This is a genomic window from Neptuniibacter sp. 2_MG-2023, from assembly GCF_030547495.1.
Taxonomy (GTDB): Bacteria; Pseudomonadota; Gammaproteobacteria; order Pseudomonadales; family Balneatricaceae; genus Neptuniibacter.
The window spans coordinates 151823-175053 of the sequence record NZ_JAUOQC010000005.1 but is presented as its reverse complement, the minus strand read 5'-3'; the positions used below and the strand labels follow the sequence as shown (position 1 = coordinate 175053).

Here is a 23231-nt window from a genome sequence, read left to right as displayed (position 1 = left end):
TGCTTGATATGAATTAACTATCAAGTTTTTCAAATACTAATGTAGCGTTAGTGCCGCCGAAGCCGAAGCTGTTAGACATAACTCGCTTAAGGTCAACATTATCCTGTTTCTCAACAGCAATAGGTAGGCCTTTTGCTTCATCATCTAGTTCGTCAATGTTGGCGGATGCAGCGATAAAGTTATTTTCTTGCATAAGCAGAGAATAGATCGCTTCTTGAACGCCCGCTGCACCTAGAGAATGGCCTGAAAGTGATTTAGTTGAAGTGACTGTTGGCATGTTGCTGCCAAAGGCTTCTTTCATCGCTTTAAGCTCTTGCATATCGCCCGCTGGCGTTGAAGTACCATGCGCATTGATGTAATCAATGTCGCCATCAACTGTAGCCATCGCTTGCTTCATGCAGCGTGCAGCACCTTCACCTGAAGGAGCAACCATATCGTAGCCGTCAGATGTTGCGCCGTAGCCAACAATCTCAGCGTAGATTTTAGCGCCACGGGCTTTGGCATGCTCTAGCTCTTCAACAACAAGAACGCCGGCACCGCCAGAGATAACAAACCCATCGCGGTTTGCATCGTACGCGCGTGATGCTTTTTCAGGTGTTTCATTGTATTTGCTAGATAGAGCACCCATTGCGTCAAACATTGCTGTTTGTACCCAATGTAGTTCTTCACCACCGCCAGCAAAAACCATATCTTGTTTGCCTAGTTGGATCTGCTCTACGGCATTTCCTATACAGTGAGCGCTTGTTGCGCATGCAGAGGTAATTGAGTAGTTAACGCCTTTAATTTTAAAAGGTGTTGCTAGGCAAGCGGAAACGGTTGAACCCATTGTGCGAGTAACACGGTAAGGGCCGACACGCTTAACGCCTTTAGTGCGGGTAATATCTGCTGTTTCTACAATGTTGTCAGCGGATGCACCACCAGAACCTACAATTAAACCTGTACGTTCATTGGAAACTTGATCTTCGCTTAGGTTTGCATCAGCTATAGCTTCTTGCATAGCAATGTAGGTATATGCTGCGGCATCACCCATAAAGCGTAGCAGTTTGCGATCGATTTTATCAGTGAAATCGATATCGATGCTGCCGGCTACTTGGCTACGGAAACCGCGCTCTTTGTAATCTTCCTGGAACTTGATGCCAGAACGACCCTGCTGCAGTGATTCCAGAACAGTTTCTTTGTCTGTACCCAGACAAGAAACAATTCCCATACCGGTAACAACAACGCGACGCATATGCTTCTCTCTCTTATTCTAAATTGAGGTACTTATTTTCCGTGAATCGGTAGCGTTTGGCTAGCGGATTTATTAAAAAACTCGACGAAAAATAGGAGAAGACCCTTATATTTAAGGGTCTATTCTGATCAGAAATTGTCAGTAGAGGTGAATAGACCTACCCGCAGATTTTGTGCGGTGTAGATTTCACGGCCATCAACTGACATGCTGCCGTCAGCAATACCCATAACCAACTTACGCTCAATAACACGTTTCAGTTGGATGCGATAAGTAACTTTTTTCGCTGTTGGTAGTACTTGGCCGAAGAATTTTACTTCACCTGAACCTAGTGCTCGACCGCGACCTGGGTTGCCTTTCCAGCCAAGGAAGAAGCCAACGATCTGCCACATCGCATCAAGGCCTAGACAGCCGGGCATAACCGGATCTTCTTCAAAATGACAGCCGAAGAACCAAAGGTCAGGGTTTATATCCAGTTCAGCGATAATTTCGCCTTTGCCGAATTCTCCACCATCTTCGGTGATTTCCAGGATGCGATCCATCATTAGCATGTTGCCAACAGGAAGGCGTGCATTACCTGGTCCAAACATCTCGCCGTGGCCGCAAGAAAGCAGTTCGTCGCGATTAAAAGAGGAAGGTCTTGTCATTAGCTTCTGTTTATCCGGAAGTTTATAGTAAAAATATCGCGTGATTATACAGACTTGATCGGCTTGAGGCACGATCTGTGTCATATTAATTGAGTAAAAAGCTTACGACTTAAGGTGTAAAAGCAGCTATGGATCACGAATTTTGGCATGAGCGCTGGGCTGAGCAGCGTATTGGCTTTCATCAGCCCGAGGTAAATAAATATCTAGAAAAGTTTTTTGAAAGGCTTAATTTGGCCGATTCTGAGCAGGTTTTCGTGCCTTTATGCGGGAAAAGTTTAGATATGCTGTGGTTGCGAGAGCAAAATTGCAGCGTTTTAGGTGTTGAAATCAGTGAGACTGCCTGTGCTAGTTTTTTTTCAGAAAACGGTATTGATATCGAGGCTTGCCCTCAGGGGGATTTTTCAGCGAGAGAAGTGGATAGTATAAAGCTGCTATGTGGTGATTTTTTTAGACTAAGCGCAGATGAATTGGTGAGCGTTTCTGCTGTTTATGATCGGGCAGCTTTAATTGCGTTACCGAAAGAGATGCGATTGCGCTATGTGCAGCGATTGTTGGATATTCTGCCGGCGGGGGTGAAAATCTTATTAATTACTTTGGAGTTTGAGGGTGAGCAAGGCCCGCCTTTCAATGTGCCTGCGAACGAGGTGAATGAGCTTTTTTCTCCTCGATTCCATATAACTCGTTTGTATGAAGAGCGCCCAGCGGATCCTAAGGATGCTGGGCGTACCGAGGTGGTTTGGTTGCTATCCGATAAGATGACTAATTAGCTTTTGCGTTTAACGGCTATATTAGCTAATTGAATGAGTGTTTCCTTAAAGGAACTGCTAGGCAAGGCTGATAAGGCGTCGATTGCGGCGTCTGCTTCAGTTTGGGCTTTTTGTTGGGTATATTCTATTGCGCCAGTCTCTTTGACTATATCCATAATGGGTTGTAGATCGTCTAGGCCGCCTTTGCGGATGGCTTGGCGTACTAAAAGCCGCTGCTCTTCCGTTCCTGTACGCATAGCATGAATAATAGGTAGGGTTGCTTTTCCTTCTGCTAGATCATCACCAACATTTTTACCCATCTCTTCTGCTGTGGATAGGTAATCCATGACATCATCAATAAGCTGGAAGGCTATGCCTAAATGGAGCCCATATAAGCGTAATGCTTCACGTTCATTAGTCGTGCTTTCGGCTAGAATGGCACCCGCTTCAGTTGCGGCCTCAAATAGCATGGCGGTTTTTCCGAGAATAACCTGCATATAGGCTTCTTCGGTTGTATCAGGGTTCTTAGTGTTGAGTAACTGTAACACTTCGCCTTCAGCAATTACGTTGGTTGCATTGGAGATAACTGACATGATCTCCATTGAGCCTATATCAACTAGGATTTGGAACGCGCGAGAGTAAAGGAAGTCACCCACTAAAACGCTAGGTGCGTTGCCCCATTTGGCGTTTGCGGTGTCTTTGCCACGGCGTAAATCAGAATTATCTACAACATCATCATGTAGTAGTGTTGCGGTATGGATAAATTCAATGATCGCGGCCAGAGGTATGTGAGCCGAGCCTTGATAGCCTGCAGCATTTGCGGCTAATAAAACGAGCAGTGGGCGAATTCTTTTTCCGCCGCTTTCGACTATATAGTGGCCAATTTTTTCCACCAACGGCACATTGGAGCCTAAGTGGTTGATAATATAATCATTTACGGCTTCAAATTGTGGTTCAATGGCCGGATTTAGTTGGTGTGGCTGCATAATATTGGCTGCTACTTACTTGGCGAATATTGGAGTTGTAGCGCGAATGCTAGGGGGCGGGCCGGATACTGTCAAGAAATGCGCCTGTAAACCAGCTGTATTGATTTGATCATGTTGTGTTTTTGGCGTGAATAGGCCTTTACGGTAGATTCCTGCTTGTGTCTGTTTTCTGTTTGAATTATAATCGCGCGCCCTGACCCATCCAAAATGGCTCCCTACCATATGGTGTATCCATTAGAAGTAGGCCTTTTTCATAGTAGCTGGTTGGGCAATAAACGGAGAAAATCATGTACGCAGTAATCGTAAGCGGTGGTAAACAGTACCGTGTCCAGGAAGGTGAAACCCTTAAACTGGAAAAGCTGCCAGTAGATGCAGGATCAAATGTAGATTTTGATCGTGTTCTATTAGTAGGCAATGGCGACGATTTAAAAATCGGCGCGCCTGTTGTAGAAGGTGCTAAAGTGACTGCTGAAGTTGTTCAGCATGGCCGCGCTAAGAAAGTTGAGATCATCAAGTTCAAGCGTCGTAAGCATCACATGAAACGTCAGGGCCACCGTCAGTGGTTTACTGAAGTTAAAATTACTGGCATTTCTGCCTAACTATAACCGATCTGGGAGACAGATAGATGGCTCATAAGAAAGCTGGTGGTTCTACTAAGAACGGTCGCGATTCCGAGTCGAAACGACTTGGTGTCAAGCGTTTCGGCGGACAAGCTGTAATTGCTGGAAACATCCTTATTCGTCAGCGTGGAACTAAATTTCATGCGGGTACGAACGTAGGCTGTGGTAAAGACCACACATTATTTGCGAAAGCAGATGGCGTTGTTAAATTTGAAGTTAAAGGCCCGCAGAAACGCAAATACATCTCTGTTGTAGATGCGTAAGTAAGGTTTTTACTTTTTAAAAAAGCTCCGCTATGGCGGAGCTTTTTTGTTTATGATGTTTTTTTGTAAAATTTAGGGTATCTACCGCTGAGTCTTGAAAATAAAGGCAGGGCTTAATTGTAGATTATCCTAGTGATAACTTTTGGGAGATAAAATGAAATTTGTCGATGAGGCGGTCATTACGGTGGAAGCCGGTAAGGGCGGCAACGGTTGTATGAGCTTTCGGCGTGAGAAGTATATCCCCCGAGGTGGCCCTGATGGCGGTGATGGCGGTGATGGCGGTTCTATCTTTTTTGAGGCAGATGAGAACTTAAATACGCTAATCGATTTCCGTTTCACCCGGCATTATAGTTCGGATAATGGTAAGAATGGTACAAGCCGAAATTGCACCGGTCCTAAAGGCGAAGACCTTGTTTTAAAGGTTCCTGTAGGTACGACTATTATTGATACGGATACTGAAGAGATCTTAGCTGATATGACCGAGATTGGTCAGCTAGAAAAGGTTGCTCAGGGCGGTTTTCATGGTTTAGGTAATACCCGTTTTAAAAGCAGTGTGAATCGCGCCCCTCGTCAGACAACGAAAGGGTCGATGGGTGAAATTCGTAACCTTAAGTTAGAGCTTAAAGTGTTGGCGGATGTTGGTCTGTTGGGCTTGCCTAATGCGGGTAAGTCTACATTGATTCGTGCGGTTTCTGCGGCTAAGCCTAAAGTGGCGAATTATCCTTTTACCACCTTAGTGCCTAACCTTGGTGTTGTTCGTATTGAGCAGGAGCGTAGCTTTGTTATTGCTGATATTCCGGGCATTATCGAAGGCGCGGCTGAAGGTGCCGGTTTAGGGATTCGTTTCCTTAAACATCTTGCGCGTAACCGTTTGTTATTGCATCTGGTTGATATGGCGCCTTGGGATGATGTAACGCCCGCACAGGCGGCAGAAGTGGCGGTGAATGAGTTAACTAAATTTAGTGCGACTTTGTCAGAGCAGCCCCGTTGGTTGGTGTTGAATAAGCTTGATATGGTGACCGAAGAGGAGCGTGAAGAGCGCTGTCAGGCGGTCATTGATGCCTTAGATTGGAAAGGGCCTGTTTATCGTATATCTGCGTTGAGTAAGCAAGGTACGGACGAGATGATGCGCGACATACAGATGTTCCTTGATAAGCGTCTTGAGGCGATAGAGGAAGATCCAAGCATCATCGAGCAGGAACAAGCTATCCGCGAGAAAGTTGATACTGAGGCACGTGAGCGTGTTGAGCGGATGCGTGCTGAAATGCGAGCGCGTAGGGAAGCAGATAATCTTGATGATGACGACTTTGACGATGATGATTACGATGTTGAAGTTGAATATGTGCGTGAGTAGAAAAACCTAAATGCTCGGTGTTTTTGCGGCTGTAGATAAAAGTCGGGGTGGTTAAGTGTCGTTGGGTAGGGAAAAGCTTAAGCGCAGTAAGCGCTGGGTTGTAAAAATTGGTAGTGCGCTACTAACGAATGATGGTCAAGGCCTTGATCTTGCGGCGATTGCACGCTGGGTTGATCAGATTGCTGCGTTGAAGCGATCGGGTATAGAGGTTGTTTTGGTTTCATCTGGCTCTGTTGCTGAAGGGATGACACGCTTGGGTTGGAGTGATCGGCCGCAGGAGGTGTACAAACTGCAGGCGGCAGCGGCGGTGGGTCAGATGGGGTTAGTGCAGGCCTATGAGACTAATTTTCGGCGTCACGACACCCATACTGCACAAATACTCCTAACCCATGAAGACCATTCAAATCGCAAGCGCTACCTTAATGCGCAGGCTACGTTACGTGCTTTGTTGGGTATGGGGGTTGTTCCGGTTGTTAATGAAAACGATACGGTTGTCACCAAAGAGATTCGTTTTGGTGACAATGATACCTTAGGTGCGTTGGTTGCTAATTTGGTTGAAGCGGATGCGTTGATTCTTTTGACGGATCAGCAGGGCTTATTTACCGCTGATCCGCGTCAGGATCCAACCGCAACATTGATTTCGGAAGCACGTACTGAGGACGACGCATTGGTGGCTATGGCTGGTGATGGTGGAAAGCTGGGTCGTGGTGGTATGGCAACCAAAGTGCGTGCAGCGAAGCTTGCAGCGCGCTCAGGGGCAGTAACAGTCATTGCGAGTGGTCGAGAAGAGAGTGTGCTGCTGCGGATACGGGATGCTGAATCTATAGGGACCTTGTTGGTGCCAGAGCAAAGTCCAGTTGTGGCTCGTAAGCAGTGGATCGCAGGCCATCTTCAGGCACGAGGCAATCTTGTGTTAGATGAGGGGGCTGTAAAAGCATTAAAAGAGCGTGGTAAAAGCTTGTTGCCTGCGGGTGTGCGTAGTGTGAGTGGTGATTTCTCTCGTGGAGAGATGGTCATTATTAGTGATGAGCTGGGTAGGATTGTAGCGCGTGGTTTAGTTAACTATGGTTTAGAGGATGCTGAGAAGATTATCGGTAAGCCTAGTCGTGAAATTGAATCGATTTTAGGGTTTATGGGTGAAGAGGAGTTAGTGCATCGCGATAACTTGGTGTTGGCTTAAATTTTAGATATAAAAAAACCGGCATATGCCGGTTTTTTTAATGTTGGGGCTGCTTAAATTAAGCGATACCAACGATCTGTTTTACCATGCGGCTCTTAGTGCGGGCGATCTTGTTTTTATGGAAGATGCCTTTGTTTACAGAACCGTCCAAGATAGGCTGTGCAGTTTTAAATGCTGCTTCTGCTGCTGCTTTGTCGCCAGCTTCAATAGCTACTTGAACTTTTTTGATATAGGTACGTACCATGGAACGCAGGCTAGCGTTATGCTGGCGACGCTTCTCTGCCTGGCGAGCACGTTTACGAGATCCTGCGGAATTTGCCACAGTTCGGCTCCTTAAAATTAGTTAGTGTGCAATATATCGGCTTAGCGCCGAAAAATAAGAGGCGAGATTATTCATATTTGTTGGCCCGCTGTCAATAAAACTACAGAAATTTTCTTGTTGAAGCAGTAATATGCCCATTCTCATGAGTGGAATTCATTTAATAACGGAATTTGTCAGTGCAGCAAGATAAACCACAAAAAGAGATTGAACCTCAAAAAACGGGCGGTTTGCTACGTTCTAGTGCGGTTGTTGGGGTGATGACGATGTTGTCTCGCGTATTGGGTTTGGCGCGGGATGTGGTGGTTGCTAATTATTTTGGTGCTAGCAGTAGTGCGGATGCATTTTTTGTGGCCTTTAAGATTCCAAATTTTATGCGTCGCCTCTTTGCGGAAGGTGCTTTTTCTCAAGCCTTTGTGCCTGTTTTGTCGGAATATCGTTCGCAGCGCGACCTGCAATCCGTTCAGCAGCTTGTAAATTATGTCGCGGGTACCTTAGGCAGTGTACTTATCGCTATTGTGGTACTTGGGGTTGTGGGTGCCCCTATGTTGACTGCGCTGTTTGCTCCAGGCTTTTATGTTGAAGATGGTGGTAAGTTTGAATTGGCGGCGCAGATGTTACGGATTACCTTTCCTTATCTTTTGCTGATCTCCTTAACAGCATTTGCAGGGGCGGTGTTGAATAGTTATGGGCGTTTTGCTATTCCTGCTTTTACGCCGGTGTTGTTGAATATTTCTTTAATCGGCTCGGCTATTTTTTTAAGCCCGCTGTTTGATCCCCCAGTGTTAGCTTTGGCGTGGGGGGTTATGATCGCTGGCTGTGCACAGTTGATTTTTCAATTACCTTTTATGGCTCAGATGCGTTTGCTTCCAAAGCCTCGTTGGGGCTGGAATGATCCGGGTGTTCGTCGAATAATGACTCTTATGGTACCCGCGCTGTTTGGTGTGTCGGTTACTCAGATTAATCTTTTATTAGATACTGTGCTGGCTTCTTTTTTACAAACCGGTAGTGTCTCGTGGTTGTATTACTCTGATCGATTGGCGGAATTGCCTTTAGGAGTTTTTGGTATCGCTATAGCTACAGTGATTTTGCCGAGCCTTTCTCGACGGCATGCAGGGGACTCTAAAGAGTCCTTTTCCTCTACTTTGAACTGGGCTATGCAGATGGTTATGTTGATCGGTATTCCTGCTGCTGTAGCTCTATTTATTCTTGCTGAACCTATGCTTATCACGCTGTTTCACTATGGCGCGCTTAGTGATCGTGATGTGATTATGGCTGCCATGAGCTTGCGGGCTTATGCTTGTGGGCTATTAGCTTTTATGCTGATCAAAGTTTTGGCGACAGGTTACTTCTCCCGACAGGATACAAAAACACCCGTAAAAATTGGTATTCAAGCGGCGGTCGTCAATATGATTTTTAATCTGTTGTTGATAGGGCCGTTTGATCATGTGGGCTTGGCTGCCGCAACGGCAGTATCTGCATTTATGAATGCAGGGCTTTTGCTGTATGGATTGATTAAGTCCGGTGTGTTCTCTTGGAGTCCGGGTTGGGGGATGTCTATTATTCGGATGCTTATGGCCAATTTAATGATGGCAATTGTGCTTGTGTGGCTGATGAAGTCTCCATCCCTATGGTTGGAATTGGGGTTGTGGCAGCGAGTTATTGAGATGGGAATCTTGGTAGTAGTTGGTATTGCTGTTTATGTCTTGGTCTTGATTGTTTTTGGTTTAAGGCCTCGGCATTTGAAACATAGTTAGCCTCAACCTTTAGGTTTGTTGAAAACAACTTTGCTCAGTGGTACTCGTTGGTCATTATCTGGGCTATAATGCCGCGTTTATTTTTAGCCAATAATGTTTAGGCAGCAATTAAGAGTTCTTAATGGAATTAATTCGCGGATTACATAACCTGCGGGAGAAACACCGAGGGTGCGTCGCGACAATCGGCAACTTTGATGGTGTGCATCTTGGTCATCGTCAGGTTTTGAGGCAGGTTAAAGCAAAAGCGGATGAGCTGGGTTTACCTTCAGTTGTAATTACGTTTGAGCCCCAGCCACGAGAGTTCTTTGCTGGCAGTGACGCTCCGCCACGGTTAACACGATTTAGTGAAAAACATCGTTTGTTGGCCGCAGAGGAGATTGATCGTCACCTTTGTCTTACATTCAATGAGCGTCTGCGTTCCATGACGGCAGATGCTTTTGTTGAAGAGTTGTTACTTAGAGGGCTTGCGGTTGAGCATTTTGTTGTCGGGGATGACTTTCGTTTTGGTTGTGACCGCTTAGGTGATTACAACATGCTACGAGCAGCCGGTGAAAAACATGGCTTTTCTGTGGTAAATACTGAAACGTTTCTTAGAGCGGATGAACGTGTGAGTAGCTCGCGCATTCGCCAGGCGCTTGAAAAAAACCTATTTGATGAAGCCGCCCTATTGCTAGGTAGGCCTTATACGGTTGCTGGGCGTGTTATGCATGGGCAGAAGCTTGGGCGCCAACTAGGTGTGCCTACGGCTAATGTGAGAATGCATCGTTTTCCTTGTCCTTTACGGGGTGTTTATGCTGTAGAGGTAACAGGGGAGGGCATTAAATCTCAAGGGGTTTGTAATGTAGGAATGAGGCCAACAGTAGGTGGTCGACAGCCTGTATTAGAAGCGCACTTGTTTGATTTTGAAGAAGATATTTATGGGCGGCTGTTAACCGTTGAATTTAAGCAGTTTATTCGTGCTGAACAAAAATTTGATGGATTAGAGCAGCTCAAACAACAGATTTTTGCAGATATTGATGAAGTGCGGGCTTTTTTTGCCCGTACTTGCAGTTAATTCGGAACTTACTAACCATGACCGATTACAAAGCAACGCTAAACCTTCCTGAAACTCCTTTCCCTATGCGTGGCAATTTAGCTCAACGCGAGCCTGAAATGCTCAAGGGTTGGCAGAAAATGGATCTGTACCAGAAAATTCGTGAGGCTAGTGCAGGCCGTAATAAATTTATCCTGCATGATGGGCCTCCGTACGCAAATGGTAATATCCATATTGGTCATTCGGTTAATAAGATCCTTAAAGATATTATTATCAAATCCAAAACAATGAGTGGCTTTGATGCGCCTTATATCCCTGGTTGGGATTGTCATGGTCTACCGATAGAACACAAGGTAGAAACCAAAGTTGGTAAGGCGGGTGTAAAAGTTTCCCATAAAGAGTTCCGTCAGAAATGTCGTGAATATGCACGTAAGCAAGTTGAAGGTCAGAAAAAAGACTTTATTCGCTTGGGAGTGCAGGGCGATTGGGATAATCCTTATTTAACAATGAATTTTGATACTGAAGCGAACATTATCCGTGCGCTAGGTAAAATTGTTGAAAATGGACACCTTGTTAAAGGTTTTAAACCGGTTTACTGGAGTGTTGTAGGTGGTTCTGCATTGGCTGAGGCTGAAGTGGAATATCAAGATAAAACCTCAACCGCTGTTGATGTGCGTTTTACTCCTGTAGATCCGAGCGGGTTTCTCTCCCGTTTTGACGATGCCGCATCGGGTGCTGGCGATATATCTGTTGTGATCTGGACAACCACACCTTGGACTTTGCCATCTAACCAAGCTGTATCTTTGAATGCTGAATTAGATTATGTCCTTGTTCAATTGGATCTAGGTCAGGGCCAGGAACGTATTCTTCTGGCTGAAGGTCTAGTGAAAGACGTGATGGTTCGTTACGGGGTGGATGATTACGCAATCGTCGGTCGCTGTCAGGGCGCTGCCCTAGAAAATATTGCGTTAGAACATCCATTTGCCGAACGCCAAGTTCCTATTATCTTAGGTGATCATGTAACCCTTGATGCGGGTACAGGTGCAGTGCATACCGCACCAGATCATGGTGTAGAAGATTTTGAAGTAGGTCGTAAATATGGCATAGGTACATTAAACCTAGTCAATGCTGCTGGTGTTTTAGGTGAAGGTGCGGGTGTCTTTGCTGGTGAACATGTTTACAAAGTTGATGATAAGGTTGTTGCGCTTCTGCAAGAGAAAGGCAAGTTGGTACTTGAGCATAAATTCCAACATAGTTATCCACACTGCTGGCGTACAAAAACACCGTTGATCTACCGTGCAACTCCCCAGTGGTTTATCAGCATGGAAAAAAATGGTCTTAAAGCCGCTGCGTTAGATGCGATTAAAGGTGTTGAGTGGTTCCCAGAGTGGGGACAAAATCGTATAGAGTCTATGGTAGAGCAAAGCCCTGATTGGTGTGTTTCACGTCAGCGTACTTGGGGCGTGCCAATTGCTTTGTTTATACACAAGGAAACACAGCAGTTACATCCAAATACAGCTGAGCTAATTGAACAAGTTGCTCTTCGTGTAGAGCAGGAAGGTATTGATGCCTGGTTTGATCTCGATGCAGCTGAGCTGTTAGGTGGTGAGGCGGATCAGTATGAGAAAGTAACCGATACCCTAGATGTTTGGTTTGACTCGGGCGTTACCCACTACTCAGTTATCGATCAACGGGATGAGCTTACTTTTCCTGCTGATATGTACTTGGAAGGCTCCGATCAGCATCGTGGCTGGTTCCAATCCTCTTTGAAAACCGGCATTGCAATCAAAGGTTGTGCTCCCTATAAGCAAGTACTTACTCACGGTTTTACTGTGGATGGACAAGGCCGGAAGATGTCAAAATCTGTAGGTAACGTTGTTGCGCCTCAGGAAGTGATGAATAAATACGGTGCTGATATTCTCCGTCTTTGGGTTGCTTCTACTGATTATAGTGGCGAGATGACCTGTTCCGATGATATTTTGAAACGAGCTGCTGATGCTTACCGTCGTATTCGTAATACAGCGCGCTTTTTCCTTGCTAACCTGAACGGTTTCAATCCCGAAACAGATATGGTGCCAACTGAAAAGATGGTGGCTTTAGATGCATGGGCTGTAGATCGTGCAGCACGTTTACAGGACGAGCTGTTAGGTCATTATGATCAATATGAGTTTTTGCTCGTATTCCAGAAGATCTCTCATTTCTGCTCTCAGGATATGGGTGGTTTCTATCTCGATATTATTAAAGACCGTCAATATACTGCTGCGACAAATTCCGCTGCACGTAAATCAGCACAAACTGCGCTGTATCACATAGTTGAAGCGCTAGTACGTTGGATTGCCCCTATCTGTAGTTTTACTGCAGAAGAGATCTGGACAACCTTAGCCGGTGATCGAGCACAATCAGTGCACTTGGATACTTGGTATCAGGGTTTAACAAAACTGCCTGAAGATAGCCCGTTCGGTAATGCGTATTGGGCGCAGGTTATGGCAGTGAAAGATGCGGTGAATAAGCAGCTAGAAGAGCAGCGTAATGCCGGTAATGTTGGCGGTAGTCTTGAAGCTGAAGTGACATTATATTGTGATGACGACCTATTGCAGACGCTGTCTCAACTTAAAGATGAATTGCGTTTTGTCTTGATCACTTCTCAAGCCCATATAGCACCCCTGGCTGATGCGGTTGATGCTCAGCAAACTGAGTTATCCGGCTTGCAGCTTAAGGTTGTTAAAAGCGCTGCTGATAAGTGCCCTCGTTGCTGGCATTATCGTGAAGATGTTGGTCAGCATGCTGATGAGCCTGAGCTTTGTGGTCGCTGTGTTGAAAATGTTCACGGTGACGGCGAAAGTCGTAGCTTTGCTTAATGACGAAGCCCACTGAGAGTATGGCAATGGAACCATCAAGCGAAATTAAAAACAGCTGCTTCATATGGGTGTGGTTTTCGTTTTTGGTGGTTTTACTTGATTTAGGTAGTAAACAGCTTGCTGATGCTTATCTAAGCTACGCTGAACCAAACCCGTTATTACCAGTATTTGATCTGACGCTGCTATATAACAAAGGTGCGGCGTTTAGCTTTTTGTCCGATGCGGGTGGTTGGCAGCGTTGGTTGTTTGCATTTATTGCTGTGCTCGTCAGTGTTGTGATTGTGATCTGGCTGCGCCGTATAGAGCGTAACCAATGGTGGTTGGGTTTGGCGCTTTCAATGGTCTTGGGTGGTGCGCTTGGAAACCTTTATGACCGTGTAGTTCTGGGATATGTAATTGATTTTATCTCTTTGCATTATCAAGGTTATTATTTCCCAGCGTTCAATTTGGCCGATTCAGCTATCACTTTAGGCGCTGTAATACTTATTTTTGATATGCTGTTTCTAGAAGCTAAGCGAAAACCCTCTAAAGAGAAAATGTAAATGAGTAAATTGATCGGTCCCGGAAAAACAGTCACCTTGAATTTTGCAATTAAGTTGGCAGACGGTCAGATTGTTGATTCCACTTTTGATAAAGAGCCTGCTACGTTTACGGTTGGTGATGGTAATCTACTCGAAGGATTTGAAAAAGCACTCTTTGGTTTGGAGGAAGGCGCAAAGCAAACGCTGAAAATTCTTCCGGAAAATGGTTTTGGTATGTCTAATCCTAGCAATATCCATAATGTTCCCCGTTCGCAGTTTAAGGATGTGGAACTTGAACTAGGTTTAGTGATCTCGTTTTCAGATGCTGGAAACGGAGAGCTACCTGGAGTAATATCGGAATTTGACGATAAGATGGTAGCGGTTGATTTTAATCATCCATTAGCAGGGAAACAGCTCGACTTTGAAGTAGAAATACTTCAAGTGAGCTAAGCGATAAACATGCCGCCCGAATAAAATTATTCGGGTTTTTTGTATTTTGATAATCTTAGGTCTATGCTTCTTTAAGACCCCCTCACATGTTTGTATGGCGTATGTTTCCCTAAACGACTAATCTTAGGTATATAAGAGAATTTTTATTTACTGGATGTAGGTAATGTCTAAACGGGAAAATGGTTTCACCTTATTAGAGTTGATGATCGCTATAGTGATATTAGGGATCATTCTCGGTCTTGGTGTACCTAGCTATAATTCAATTACCGAGTCATCCAGACTTCGGGCAGCCACTCATAGTTTAAATTCTGCTATTCAGCTTGCGCGTTCAGAGGCTTTGACTCGGCGAGAAACTGCGGCTGCCTGTCGATCTAATCTTGCATTCACAGCTTGTGAGTTCGGTGCTGATTGGAGTCGTGGGTGGATGGTTGTTACACAGCAGGGTGCAGATTTAGAGACGGCTGCCGATGTAACTGTAATACGTATTTGGGATAGCATTAATCTAGTTGCTTCTGGTGCAGCGAATGGTTTTGTGTTTGACCGTTTGGGGCGAGGAGAGGTTACAGGAGCTTTGCGGATTCAGAATGATACAGATCACCGGTGTTTGTCCACTAATGTAACTGGGCGTACGGCTGTACAAGAGATTAGTCCGGGGGATAGTTGTCCATGATGCATGGCCAAAATTATTTACAAAAGAAACAGCAAGGTACAACGCTGATTGAAGTTTTAATTGCTGTGGTAATTATTTCTATTGGATTATTGTCGGTAGCGGCTTTACAGACGGTTGCGTTAAAAAGTAACAATGGTTCGTACTATCGATCACAGGCGACATTTTTGGCTTATGATTTAGCCGATAGAATTCGAGCAGCTCCTGAGTCGGCTGAGGATGGGGATTACGACGATGGTCAAGCGGGTGATCGAGCTGAGTGGGATGCGCGGGTAGTAGATCGGCTTGGTTCTGGCGCTGTAGGGCAGGTTGTTATAGTTAGTGGCTCGACGGCGAATCAAGCATCCATCACTATACAATGGAATGATAATAGAGCGAGAATTCGTGCTGCTAGCGATGCTGATGATGCTACTGTGACGAGCTTTAATTATCGAATGGAGTTTTAGTTCATGTTGGTAAAGGATAGGCCGCTAGAAAAAGGTTTTAGTTTAATTGAGCTGATGATCGCCTTGGTCTTAGGCTTATTTCTCATTGGCGGTGTTATTTCTGTATTTATGGGGAGCTCTCGGAGTTTTAATTCTAATGAGGCGTTATCACGCGTGCAAGAGAATGGTCGTTTTGCTTTAGAGTTGATCGCTCAAGATGTTCGTAATACGGGTTACAAAGGCAATTGTTTCGTTGATGCCCTTGATATTATTGATACGAGTGATTCGGATTATAAAGCTGATGCTTATGATATTAATGATCCAATCAAAGGCTGGGATGACCCCACCGGAGAATTTTTTGTTGGGGATTTGACCGACTATGTAGCAGGCACTGATCTTATACTGGTTAAGCATGCGGCGGAGGATGCAGGAGCTGTGCTTTCAGTTAATGTTGATGCTACAGATAGTACATTTATTACCGTTGGAGGAGAAACGCCTGGTGCAATATTAGTAATGTCTGATGCAGCGGGTTGTGATATGTTCCAAAATACTGCAGCGAGTGATACTGCTGATCTGCAGCGAGGCACCGCAGGACAAACAATTAATAACCAATCAGTCGCCGCGAAGCCATTAAGTCATGCATATCTTGCTGGAGGAGGTACGAGTATTTCACTGTTCTCTAGCACGCTTTTTTATATAGGTTCAGGTTTGACCTCGTCAAGTGCTTTACGAAGTATTAGTTATGATAATGGTGCTCCTAATGATCAAGAGTTGGTTGAAGGTGTCAGTGATTTGACTATCACTTATGGTATTGCTTCAGGTGCAGGGTCTACGTTGGATTACTCTAATACGGCTACTCAGGTTCAAGCCGCTGGGGATTGGGATGATGTAGTTGCTGTTAGGGTAACTATAGATGTCGATGGTGATCAAAATATATCGCATCAGTTCTCTACAACCATTGCATTAAGGAACCGTTTAAGATGAAGCCTCAGTGCCAGAATAAAGTTAATGAAAAGGGCGCTGTCTTAGTTATAGCGCTAATATTTTTATTGATCTTGTCTTTGATCGGTGTGAGTTCTATGCAAGGGACGACCATGCAAGAAAAAATGTCGGGTAATTTGCGGGATCACTATTCTGCTTTTAATGCAGCTGAGGCTGCGTTGAGGGATGGAGAGCGGCAAGCGCGTACTGATTACTTTAATGATACATTGGATGAAGATACGTCTATTAATGGTGTTTATGCTTCATCATTTTCGTCAGCGGCTATACCAACGTGGAATGCTGAGTTGTTAGCAGAAATTTATGTGAGTACAGGTATAGATGCAGAGCCCTCTGGAGCTGTAATTAGGGTAACAGCATCATCAGCCGGTTTTACTGGACAGTCAGATGTTCGACTTGAATCAATTTATGTAGTGGAAGAGTAAGAGTATTAACTCTGCTATAGGAGACTTTTCAATGAAAAAAATTATACATACAAGCCCCTGTTGGTTAGTCTCTGTGCTTGTTTCTACTGGTATTTTGTTTTCTGCTAATAGCGGCGCTGATACCGTTGCCCAAACCCCGCTTTTTTTGGGTGAAGGTAATGTTCCAGGCAATTTAGCCCTGACACCATCTGTTGAGTACCCGACAGTAATGAGTGTTGCTAACTTGGGGAACTATGATGAGACGGTTAAAAGCGTAGGATATTTTGATTCAAATAAGTGCTATGGGTATGAGTACAGTGCAACAGAATCAGAGAGACATTTTTATCCAGTTAGTGTTAGCGCAGATTATACCTGTCCAGGGGATGTCTGGAGCGGAAACTATCTAAATTGGGCTGCGACCTCAACAATTGACCCATTTCGTTGGGCGTTAACTGGTGGGTATCGAGTTAAAGATACAGTAACAGAGACATGGATTGAAAAAGCACGCCATACGGGACAAGGTAGCCTTTTCCCAACTAGAACGATCTCTGGTGCGGCTGTTGTTAATAATGCTACGCCATTTTCTACTTCAAGTATCACGACCTATGTGAACGGTGAAGGTAATAAAATGGATTTTCAGTTACCTAATGGACACGGGTTTTCAAACACAGCTCCAGGAGTAGATGCCCCGGTCTTTAGTGATACTGACTTTGGCTCTATATCTATGACTCAATTTGGTTCTGGTACGGTTGAGCGCAGCTCTGAGTATTCCTATGACGCGGGAGGTTTTTCTCTTAAGAAAAAAACAAACAGCGATCCAAATGGTGCGCGGATAAAAGTAGTTGATTCAGGTAGTGTTGATTATGATAATTTTATCTTTACTGGGCGGATCTATCGTCCTGTCGGCGGGCCTACTAACGGTGGTTCTGATCGATTAGCTTTGTCTGATAGTGATGGGAATGGTTATGGTTTTTCGGTTTCCGGTAGTTCTATCAAGGTAGAAAAGCGTACTAAAAGTGGTTCATCTGTTAGTTCTAATACGCTAGGGAGTAGTGTTTCGATTAGTCGACCAACAGGGAGTTGGTATAGTTTTGTTTTTGAATCTGTATCCGGGAATAAGTTTAAATTAACCGTTTATAATGAAGGCGGTACAGAGTTAGGAAGCGTCACCAGCAGTTCATCTTCATCTCATTCAGATTTTAACTATTTATTTGTTCATGGTGGGTCAGATTATTATATTGATGATCTGAGTATTGTTGAGAGTGATGGAGGCGGTGGTATTGCTTACCATGCTATATCTGGTGATCGTTTTGAAACTAGCGTACGCGTTAAAGTATGCGATCCTGCCGTAGGTGTTGAAGATAACTGTCGGCTGTATGGTTCGAACTGGAAGCCTGAAGGGCTAATTCAACGCTATTCCGATAATGTACGTTATAGTGTATTTGGCTATTTAAATGATGATAACGGCCTGCGAGACGGCGGTGTATTGAGGGCTAAGCAAAAGTTTGTTGGGCCTGAGCAATTAGATCCTAGTTCTGGGTTAATAGCGAATCCAAATAAAGAGTGGGATGAAAGTACCGGTATTTTAATTCAAAATCCTGATGCGAGTGATGCGAGCGATGCCGCTGGTTATTATGGGGTGACCATTAATGATAGCGGTGTGATCAATTATATTAATAAGTTTGGTCAGCTTAATTCTAATTCTTTTAAAAGTATCGACCCTGTTAGTGAGCTGTATTACACCGCGTTGCGTTATTATAAAAATCAATCAAATGTTGCGGCATATTATTCTAAATCCCCTGCTCATAACTCTTCACCTAGCACTGGAACAATCTCGCAGTGGGTAGATAATTTTCCGGTAGTTAGAAGTTGGGATGACCCAATTCAATACGCTTGTCAGAAAAACGTGGTATTGGGAATTGGTGATGTGAACACTCATAGGGACAAAAACTTGCCTGGTAATACTTCAAGCACGAATGAGCCAACAAAACCCGCAGAAGTTAGCAGTGACACTACAGTTAATGTACGAACTGCCACAGATCTTATAGCTGATTTGGAAGGTATTAGTATTGATACGGCGGCAGGTAGTTATTCCGGGCGTAGTAACTCGGCATTTATGGCAGGTCTTGCCTACGATGCCAATACTTCAGATATTCGAGATGATTTTGCCGGTACCCAAACCGTTCAGACCTACTGGGTAGATGTGCTGGAAGGGCAGGTTCTTCAAGACAAAAGAGATAACCAATTTTGGTTAACTGCTAAATACGGGGGGTTTGAAGTACGCAAACACCCTAGTTGTTCTATAGCAAGCTATACCCCTGTAGGAACCGAGTGCGATGAGCAGAGTCTAGGTAATCCTTACTCAAGAACTGATCCGTTACCTGAATGGTGGTGGCATACAAATACAGATGTTTTGGATCCTAATTCGGGCAGCGATTATAAAAGAGCGGATACTTATTACACTGCAGGTGATGCTCAGAAAATGGTGGATGGGTTAACAGAAGCCTTTGCTTCAATTTCTGCATCTGTCCGTGGTGCCGCTTCTGCGTTGACAGCGAATACGTCACGTTTAGGTACTGACTCGGCATTATTCAATGCGCTTATGGATACTACTTTATGGTCAGGTGACTTAGTTGCCCGAGGTATCAGTTCTACAGGCGTATTGGATACTGCTGATACGTGGAGTGCAGCAGCCATAATGGATGCTATTCCTGAAGCTGATCTAAGCAATCGGAAAATATTTACCAGTACTTATGCAGCTAAAGACGCTTTAACCGGCGTTACTTTAAATTCTGGAGGGGTAGAATTTAAATGGGCCAGTTTATCTGCTGAGCAGAAAGAAATGCTGCAGGTGACGCCAGCGAGCGGTCCTTTAACTACAGAAGCTGTTGCTCAACAACGATTAGATTATTTGCGAGGAAGCCGTACACTAGAACAAACAAATATTAATACATCAAATCCTTTTCGTCAGCGTAGTAGTCGTTTGGGGGATATCGTAAATTCATCACCTCAGTACGTTAATAAAAATAACTATGGCTATAGCGCGTTAGGAACGCCTTTTCCTGCGTCTGTAGGCAGTGATTACCTCAGTTATCGACAATCAGCTACTTATATTGCGAAACCACCTATTATTTTGGTGGGTGCGAATGATGGGATGCTTCATGTATTCGACGCATCCTTAGGAGCTGATGGCGGGAAAGAACTCTTTGCTTATGTGCCATCAGGCGTATTTAGTAATTTGTATGAGTTAGTCTATCCAGAGTACAGCCATCGTTATTATGTTGACGGTATTCCTCGAGTGTTTGATGCATGGTTTGATCCTGTGGATGTGCCAACGGGAATTAGTTCTGGTTGGAAATCTGTGGTTGCTGTTACGCCTGGAGCTGGTGGCGCTGGGGTATCTCTATTAGATGTTAGTGATCCCGAAAACATGACTAAAGATGAAGTTTTATGGGAGTTTTCTCATGAAGATATGGGGGTGTTGATTCAGCAACCTTATATAACGCCTTTGCATAATGGGAAGTTCGGCGTAATAGTCACAAGTGGCTTTTCTCATGGAGTATCAGAAGGGCATATCTGGGTTTTAAATATTGCTGATGGTTCTATCATTAGAGATATTGTTGTTCCGACTACTGGCGGACTGGGTCAGCCAGCCATTGTTGATTTAAATAGAGATAAAATAGCTGACCGAATTATCGTAGGAGATACTTTGGGTAATGTTTGGCGTTTCGATATTACTAGCTCATTACCTGCCAGCTGGTCGCCACCGGCTTCTTTGCTTAGTGGCGTAACTCCTGTCCCATTTTTTGTTGCTAAAGATGCATCGGGAATACGTCAGCCGATCACAGGGCCGGTCAACACTGCGTTTGATAGTCAAGGTCGTCATATGGTGCTGTTTGGTACGGGTAGTTATTATCTGAGCGGCGACAACCAGATAAATGCCACACCTCAAGTACAATCTTTATATGGGGTATTAGATACGGGTGCAGTTATCAGTGACCGAACCCAGCTTTTACAGCAAGAAGTACTGTTTGAAGGTTATATTGGAGCTAATGGCGCTAGAGTGACAACTGATAATGAGTTGCAGTTGTCCGATAAAGGGTGGTACTTAGATCTGGCATGGAGTGCAGTACAGGGAGGCCCCGGTGGAATAGGTGAATTGGTTGATACTCGACCGGTGTTAAGAATAGGTCAAATGATTGTCGCAACCAAAATACCTTCATCTGACCCTTGTTTGGCTGGAGGTAGTAGCTGGATTATGGCGCTAGATTATGAAACAGGTGGAGCATTAAATAGCACTACATTTGATTATGATGAGGATGGAAACTTTACTGCCTCCGATTTAGTCGCTGTGCCTACTACGGATGAAGATGGGAACCCAATTGTTGAGGATCAAATCGGTTCTGGCTTAATGCTCCAAGGTGGAGGGTTTGCTAACCTAGGGGATGGGTCTTTTGTGAATGAAATCCCAGAAGACGATAGTTCTTCGACAACTATAAGGGCTTGTCTCAGTAATAGTAGTAGTACTGGTATTACCTGTCCTGAATTTAATGGGGCATTTAGCCAAGGGCGAAAAGGATGGAGAGAGGTAAGGTGATGCAAAGGAAACGTGAGCAGGGCTTTTCTTTATTAGAATTAATGATTGTTGTAGCGATTATCGGTATTTTGGCATCGATAGCTTACCCTAGCTATCAGGAAAGTGTTGCAGAAGGGCGTAGGATTGACGCGCAAGCGAATCTATTGTCGTTGGCTCAGCATATGGAACGAGATTTTACGGAGAATGGTTCTTATGCTGGCGCTGTGCTTCCTTATAATGAGGCACCGAAGGATGGTGATGATAAGTTCTATGATCTCGCTCTGACTGTACAAACAGCTACTACTTATACTATTAGAGCTCGACCTAAGAACGGTATGGCGGGTGATCGTTGTGGTGATATTTCTATTAATCATATAGGACAAAAAACTGCAGCTGAATCTGACTGTTGGTAGGAAGATCTAATAATTTAATTTACCAACCTGCAATGGATTGCGGGGGGATATATGGAAAAGGGATACTCTTCCGGTCGGTGCTGGCCGTTACCTATTGGTTTTTCAAAAGGTTTTTCTCTTATTGAGTTGTTATTGGCGTTAGCCTTGCTCTCAATCGTCTTGTTTGTGGGTGTGCCTAGCTTCTCTGCAGTACTATCAAGAGTACAGGTTGATGCAGATGTGTCTTCTATTCGAGGAGGCCTTTCTTTTGCACGGATGGTGGCTCTGACCGCACGCAAAGAGGTCATTGTTTGTCGTTGGGATGGGGACAGTAATTGTACGGGTGACAGCGGAAGTGGTTCACTGATATGGCCGGCAGGAATGCTTGTATATATTGATGAGGATACCGACGGGACATGGAACCCTTTAACTGACAGTGTTCTTAAAGTTATTCCGTTTTCAGCTCATAATGAAGTTTCATGGAATAATGGAGAAAAGGTTGTTTTTCAATCTGATGGAAGTAGTCCAGGATATAATGGAACTTTCAGTATAGTTGATGATACAGGCGAGCTTTCGGCGGAGTTAGTTCTTTCAATGACAGGTCGTTTACGTAATAAAACTTTATAATAAAATGATCTTGTTCATGGTATCTACGCTGGCTTACCGGCACAATATAGCCCATTTCTAATGTGTTGGAATTATATATGTCTGACTTTCTAATTATCGGTGGTGGTGTGATCGGCATGATGTTGGCGCGTGAGTTGGCGCAGTCAGGTGCGGAAATAACCATCGTAGATCGTAAAGCCTGTGCAAAAGAAGCTTCTTGGGCGGGAGGAGGAATTGTTTCTCCGCTGTACCCTTGGCGATATCCCGATGCTGTTACTCAGCTCGCTACATGGTCGCAAAGTAGTTATATACATCTATCTCAAGATCTACTTGAAGAAACTGGTTGTGACCCTGAGCTTCGCCAGAAAGGGATGTTTATGGTTGATGTTGAAGATCATGAAGAGGCCCTTGTTTGGGCGAAAAAGTTCCATCGCCCACTTCGGGAAGTGGATGCCTCTTTTGTTTATCAAAAAGAGCCCCATGTAGCTAAAGACGTTGATAATGCCTTATGGATGCCTGAAGTTTGTAGTATTCGAAATCCTCGATTAGGTCGTTCGCTACGAGAAAGTTTGGTAAAAAACCCTAAAGTAACTGTGCTTGAACATCATGAGGTGGAAAGCTTCTTAACCGCTGGAAATCGAGTTTTAGGTATTAAAACAAATCAGGGAGAAGTTCGTGGCGATAATGTAATTATAGCTGGGGGAGCTTGGAGTGCTGATCTGCTCCAGCTGGTAGGGAAAAGTCTTCCCATTGAACCTGTTCATGGGCAGATGATGTTGTTTAAAGCGGTTCCTGGCTTAGTTAATCGCGTCGTTCTTAAAGGAGGGCGTTATGTTATTCCGAGGAATGATGGGCGAGTATTGGTGGGTAGTACGCTTGAGCATTTTGGATTTAATAAGCAGACCACCGAAGAGGCGGCTAGCTCACTTTATGAAACAGCTTTAGGTATTATTCCTGAGTTAGAAAATTATAAAGTGGAACACCATTGGTCAGGCCTGCGTCCGGGATCGCCAGAAGGAATACCTTATATAGGTTTAGTTCCTGAATTTGAAAACCTGTATCTAAATGCCGGCCAATATAGAAATGGTTTAGTGTTGGCGCCAGCATCTACACGTTTGCTTGTGGATATTTTATTGGGGCAGGAGACGATCATCCCCGCCAACCCTTATCGAGTGGATCGATAAATTCTAAGATAAGGCT

The 23231-nt window shown here is 44.5% G+C and carries 22 protein-coding genes; 18 read left to right on the top strand and 4 right to left on the bottom strand.

All coding sequences use genetic code 11. The features are described 5' to 3' along the window. Positions 1-13: 13 nt before the first annotated feature. Positions 14-1231, bottom strand: coding sequence for a beta-ketoacyl-ACP synthase I (fabB, locus tag Q4486_RS07090; RefSeq protein ID WP_303416116.1), 1218 nt, complete (start codon positions 1229-1231; stop codon positions 14-16). Between the two features lie 128 nt (positions 1232-1359). Then, on the bottom strand, positions 1360-1875 hold the full coding sequence (fabA, locus tag Q4486_RS07085; protein ID WP_067862790.1) for a 3-hydroxyacyl-[acyl-carrier-protein] dehydratase FabA: 516 nt from the start codon (positions 1873-1875) through the stop codon (positions 1360-1362). 128 nt (positions 1876-2003) lie between these two features. Here fabA and Q4486_RS07080 point away from each other — a divergent pair, with 128 nt between their 5' ends. Continuing rightward, on the top strand, positions 2004-2642 hold the full coding sequence (locus Q4486_RS07080; RefSeq protein WP_303416117.1) for a thiopurine S-methyltransferase: 639 nt from the start codon (positions 2004-2006) through the stop codon (positions 2640-2642). On the opposite strand, the gene ispB is transcribed toward Q4486_RS07080, so the two are convergent. Next, entirely contained in the window at positions 2639-3607 is a 969-nt protein-coding gene (gene ispB, locus Q4486_RS07075; RefSeq protein ID WP_303518897.1) for an octaprenyl diphosphate synthase, read from the bottom strand. The two genes, Q4486_RS07080 and ispB, sit on opposite strands and share 4 nt — an antisense overlap. Positions 3608-3894: 287 nt before the next feature. Here ispB and rplU point away from each other — a divergent pair, with 287 nt between their 5' ends. The 4 genes from rplU to proB all read left to right on the top strand — a co-directional run bounded on the left by rplU (position 3895) and on the right by proB (position 7024). After that, entirely contained in the window at positions 3895-4206 is a 312-nt protein-coding gene (rplU, locus tag Q4486_RS07070; RefSeq protein WP_067862785.1) for a 50S ribosomal protein L21, read from the top strand. 26 nt (positions 4207-4232) lie between these two features. Next, complete coding sequence (gene rpmA / locus Q4486_RS07065) at positions 4233-4490, top strand: 50S ribosomal protein L27 (protein ID WP_303416119.1); 258 nt, start codon at positions 4233-4235, stop codon at positions 4488-4490. Positions 4491-4644: 154 nt separating this feature from the next. After that, complete coding sequence (cgtA, locus tag Q4486_RS07060; protein ID WP_303518896.1) at positions 4645-5844, top strand: Obg family GTPase CgtA; 1200 nt, start codon at positions 4645-4647, stop codon at positions 5842-5844. A gap of 55 nt (positions 5845-5899) precedes the next feature. Next, entirely contained in the window at positions 5900-7024 is a 1125-nt protein-coding gene (proB, locus tag Q4486_RS07055) for a glutamate 5-kinase (protein WP_303518895.1), read from the top strand. Between the two features lie 58 nt (positions 7025-7082). Here proB and rpsT read toward each other — a convergent pair whose 3' ends face one another. Further along, positions 7083-7346, bottom strand: coding sequence for a 30S ribosomal protein S20 (gene rpsT, locus Q4486_RS07050; RefSeq protein WP_067862774.1), 264 nt, complete (start codon positions 7344-7346; stop codon positions 7083-7085). 176 nt (positions 7347-7522) lie between these two features. On the opposite strand from rpsT, the gene murJ reads away from it, so the two are divergent. The 13 genes from murJ (at position 7523) to thiO (ending at position 23215) form a co-directional block, all read left to right on the top strand. Beyond that, positions 7523-9100, top strand: coding sequence for a murein biosynthesis integral membrane protein MurJ (gene murJ / locus Q4486_RS07045; RefSeq protein WP_303518894.1), 1578 nt, complete (start codon positions 7523-7525; stop codon positions 9098-9100). Positions 9101-9221: 121 nt separating this feature from the next. Further along, on the top strand, positions 9222-10154 hold the full coding sequence (ribF, locus tag Q4486_RS07040) for a bifunctional riboflavin kinase/FAD synthetase (RefSeq protein ID WP_303416125.1): 933 nt from the start codon (positions 9222-9224) through the stop codon (positions 10152-10154). 17 nt (positions 10155-10171) lie between these two features. Continuing rightward, positions 10172-12991 carry an isoleucine--tRNA ligase gene (gene ileS / locus Q4486_RS07035; RefSeq protein WP_303518892.1) on the top strand — a complete coding sequence of 940 codons (2820 nt, stop codon included), beginning with the start codon at positions 10172-10174 and terminating at the stop codon, positions 12989-12991. Further along, entirely contained in the window at positions 12991-13533 is a 543-nt protein-coding gene (gene lspA / locus Q4486_RS07030; protein WP_368389430.1) for a signal peptidase II, read from the top strand. The genes ileS and lspA overlap by 1 nt, the downstream gene beginning before the upstream one ends. Then, positions 13534-13962, top strand: coding sequence for a peptidylprolyl isomerase (locus Q4486_RS07025; protein WP_067983882.1), 429 nt, complete (start codon positions 13534-13536; stop codon positions 13960-13962). 163 nt (positions 13963-14125) lie between these two features. Then, positions 14126-14632: a GspH/FimT family pseudopilin gene (locus tag Q4486_RS07020; RefSeq protein WP_303518890.1), complete on the top strand. Its 507-nt coding sequence runs from the start codon at positions 14126-14128 to the stop codon at positions 14630-14632. Further along, positions 14629-15075: a type IV pilus modification protein PilV gene (gene pilV, locus Q4486_RS07015; RefSeq protein ID WP_067862761.1), complete on the top strand. Its 447-nt coding sequence runs from the start codon at positions 14629-14631 to the stop codon at positions 15073-15075. Before Q4486_RS07020 ends, pilV begins: the two co-directional genes overlap by 4 nt. Positions 15076-15078: 3 nt before the next feature. Beyond that, positions 15079-16038, top strand: coding sequence for a PilW family protein (locus tag Q4486_RS07010; RefSeq protein WP_067862759.1), 960 nt, complete (start codon positions 15079-15081; stop codon positions 16036-16038). Next, on the top strand, positions 16035-16478 hold the full coding sequence (locus Q4486_RS07005) for a PilX N-terminal domain-containing pilus assembly protein (protein ID WP_067862757.1): 444 nt from the start codon (positions 16035-16037) through the stop codon (positions 16476-16478). The genes Q4486_RS07010 and Q4486_RS07005 overlap by 4 nt, the downstream gene beginning before the upstream one ends. 31 nt (positions 16479-16509) lie before the next feature. Beyond that, positions 16510-21054, top strand: coding sequence for a pilus assembly protein (locus Q4486_RS07000; RefSeq protein WP_303518888.1), 4545 nt, complete (start codon positions 16510-16512; stop codon positions 21052-21054). Then, positions 21054-21446 carry a type IV pilin protein gene (locus tag Q4486_RS06995; RefSeq protein ID WP_303518916.1) on the top strand — a complete coding sequence of 131 codons (393 nt, stop codon included), beginning with the start codon at positions 21054-21056 and terminating at the stop codon, positions 21444-21446. Before Q4486_RS07000 ends, Q4486_RS06995 begins: the two co-directional genes overlap by 1 nt. 51 nt (positions 21447-21497) lie before the next feature. Further along, positions 21498-22052 (top strand): GspH/FimT family protein, encoded by a 555-nt coding sequence (locus Q4486_RS06990; RefSeq protein WP_303416132.1) that lies wholly within the window; start codon positions 21498-21500, stop codon positions 22050-22052. A 77-nt stretch (positions 22053-22129) separates the two neighbouring features. Further along, complete coding sequence (gene thiO / locus Q4486_RS06985) at positions 22130-23215, top strand: glycine oxidase ThiO (RefSeq protein ID WP_303518887.1); 1086 nt, start codon at positions 22130-22132, stop codon at positions 23213-23215. Positions 23216-23231: the final 16 nt, after the last annotated feature.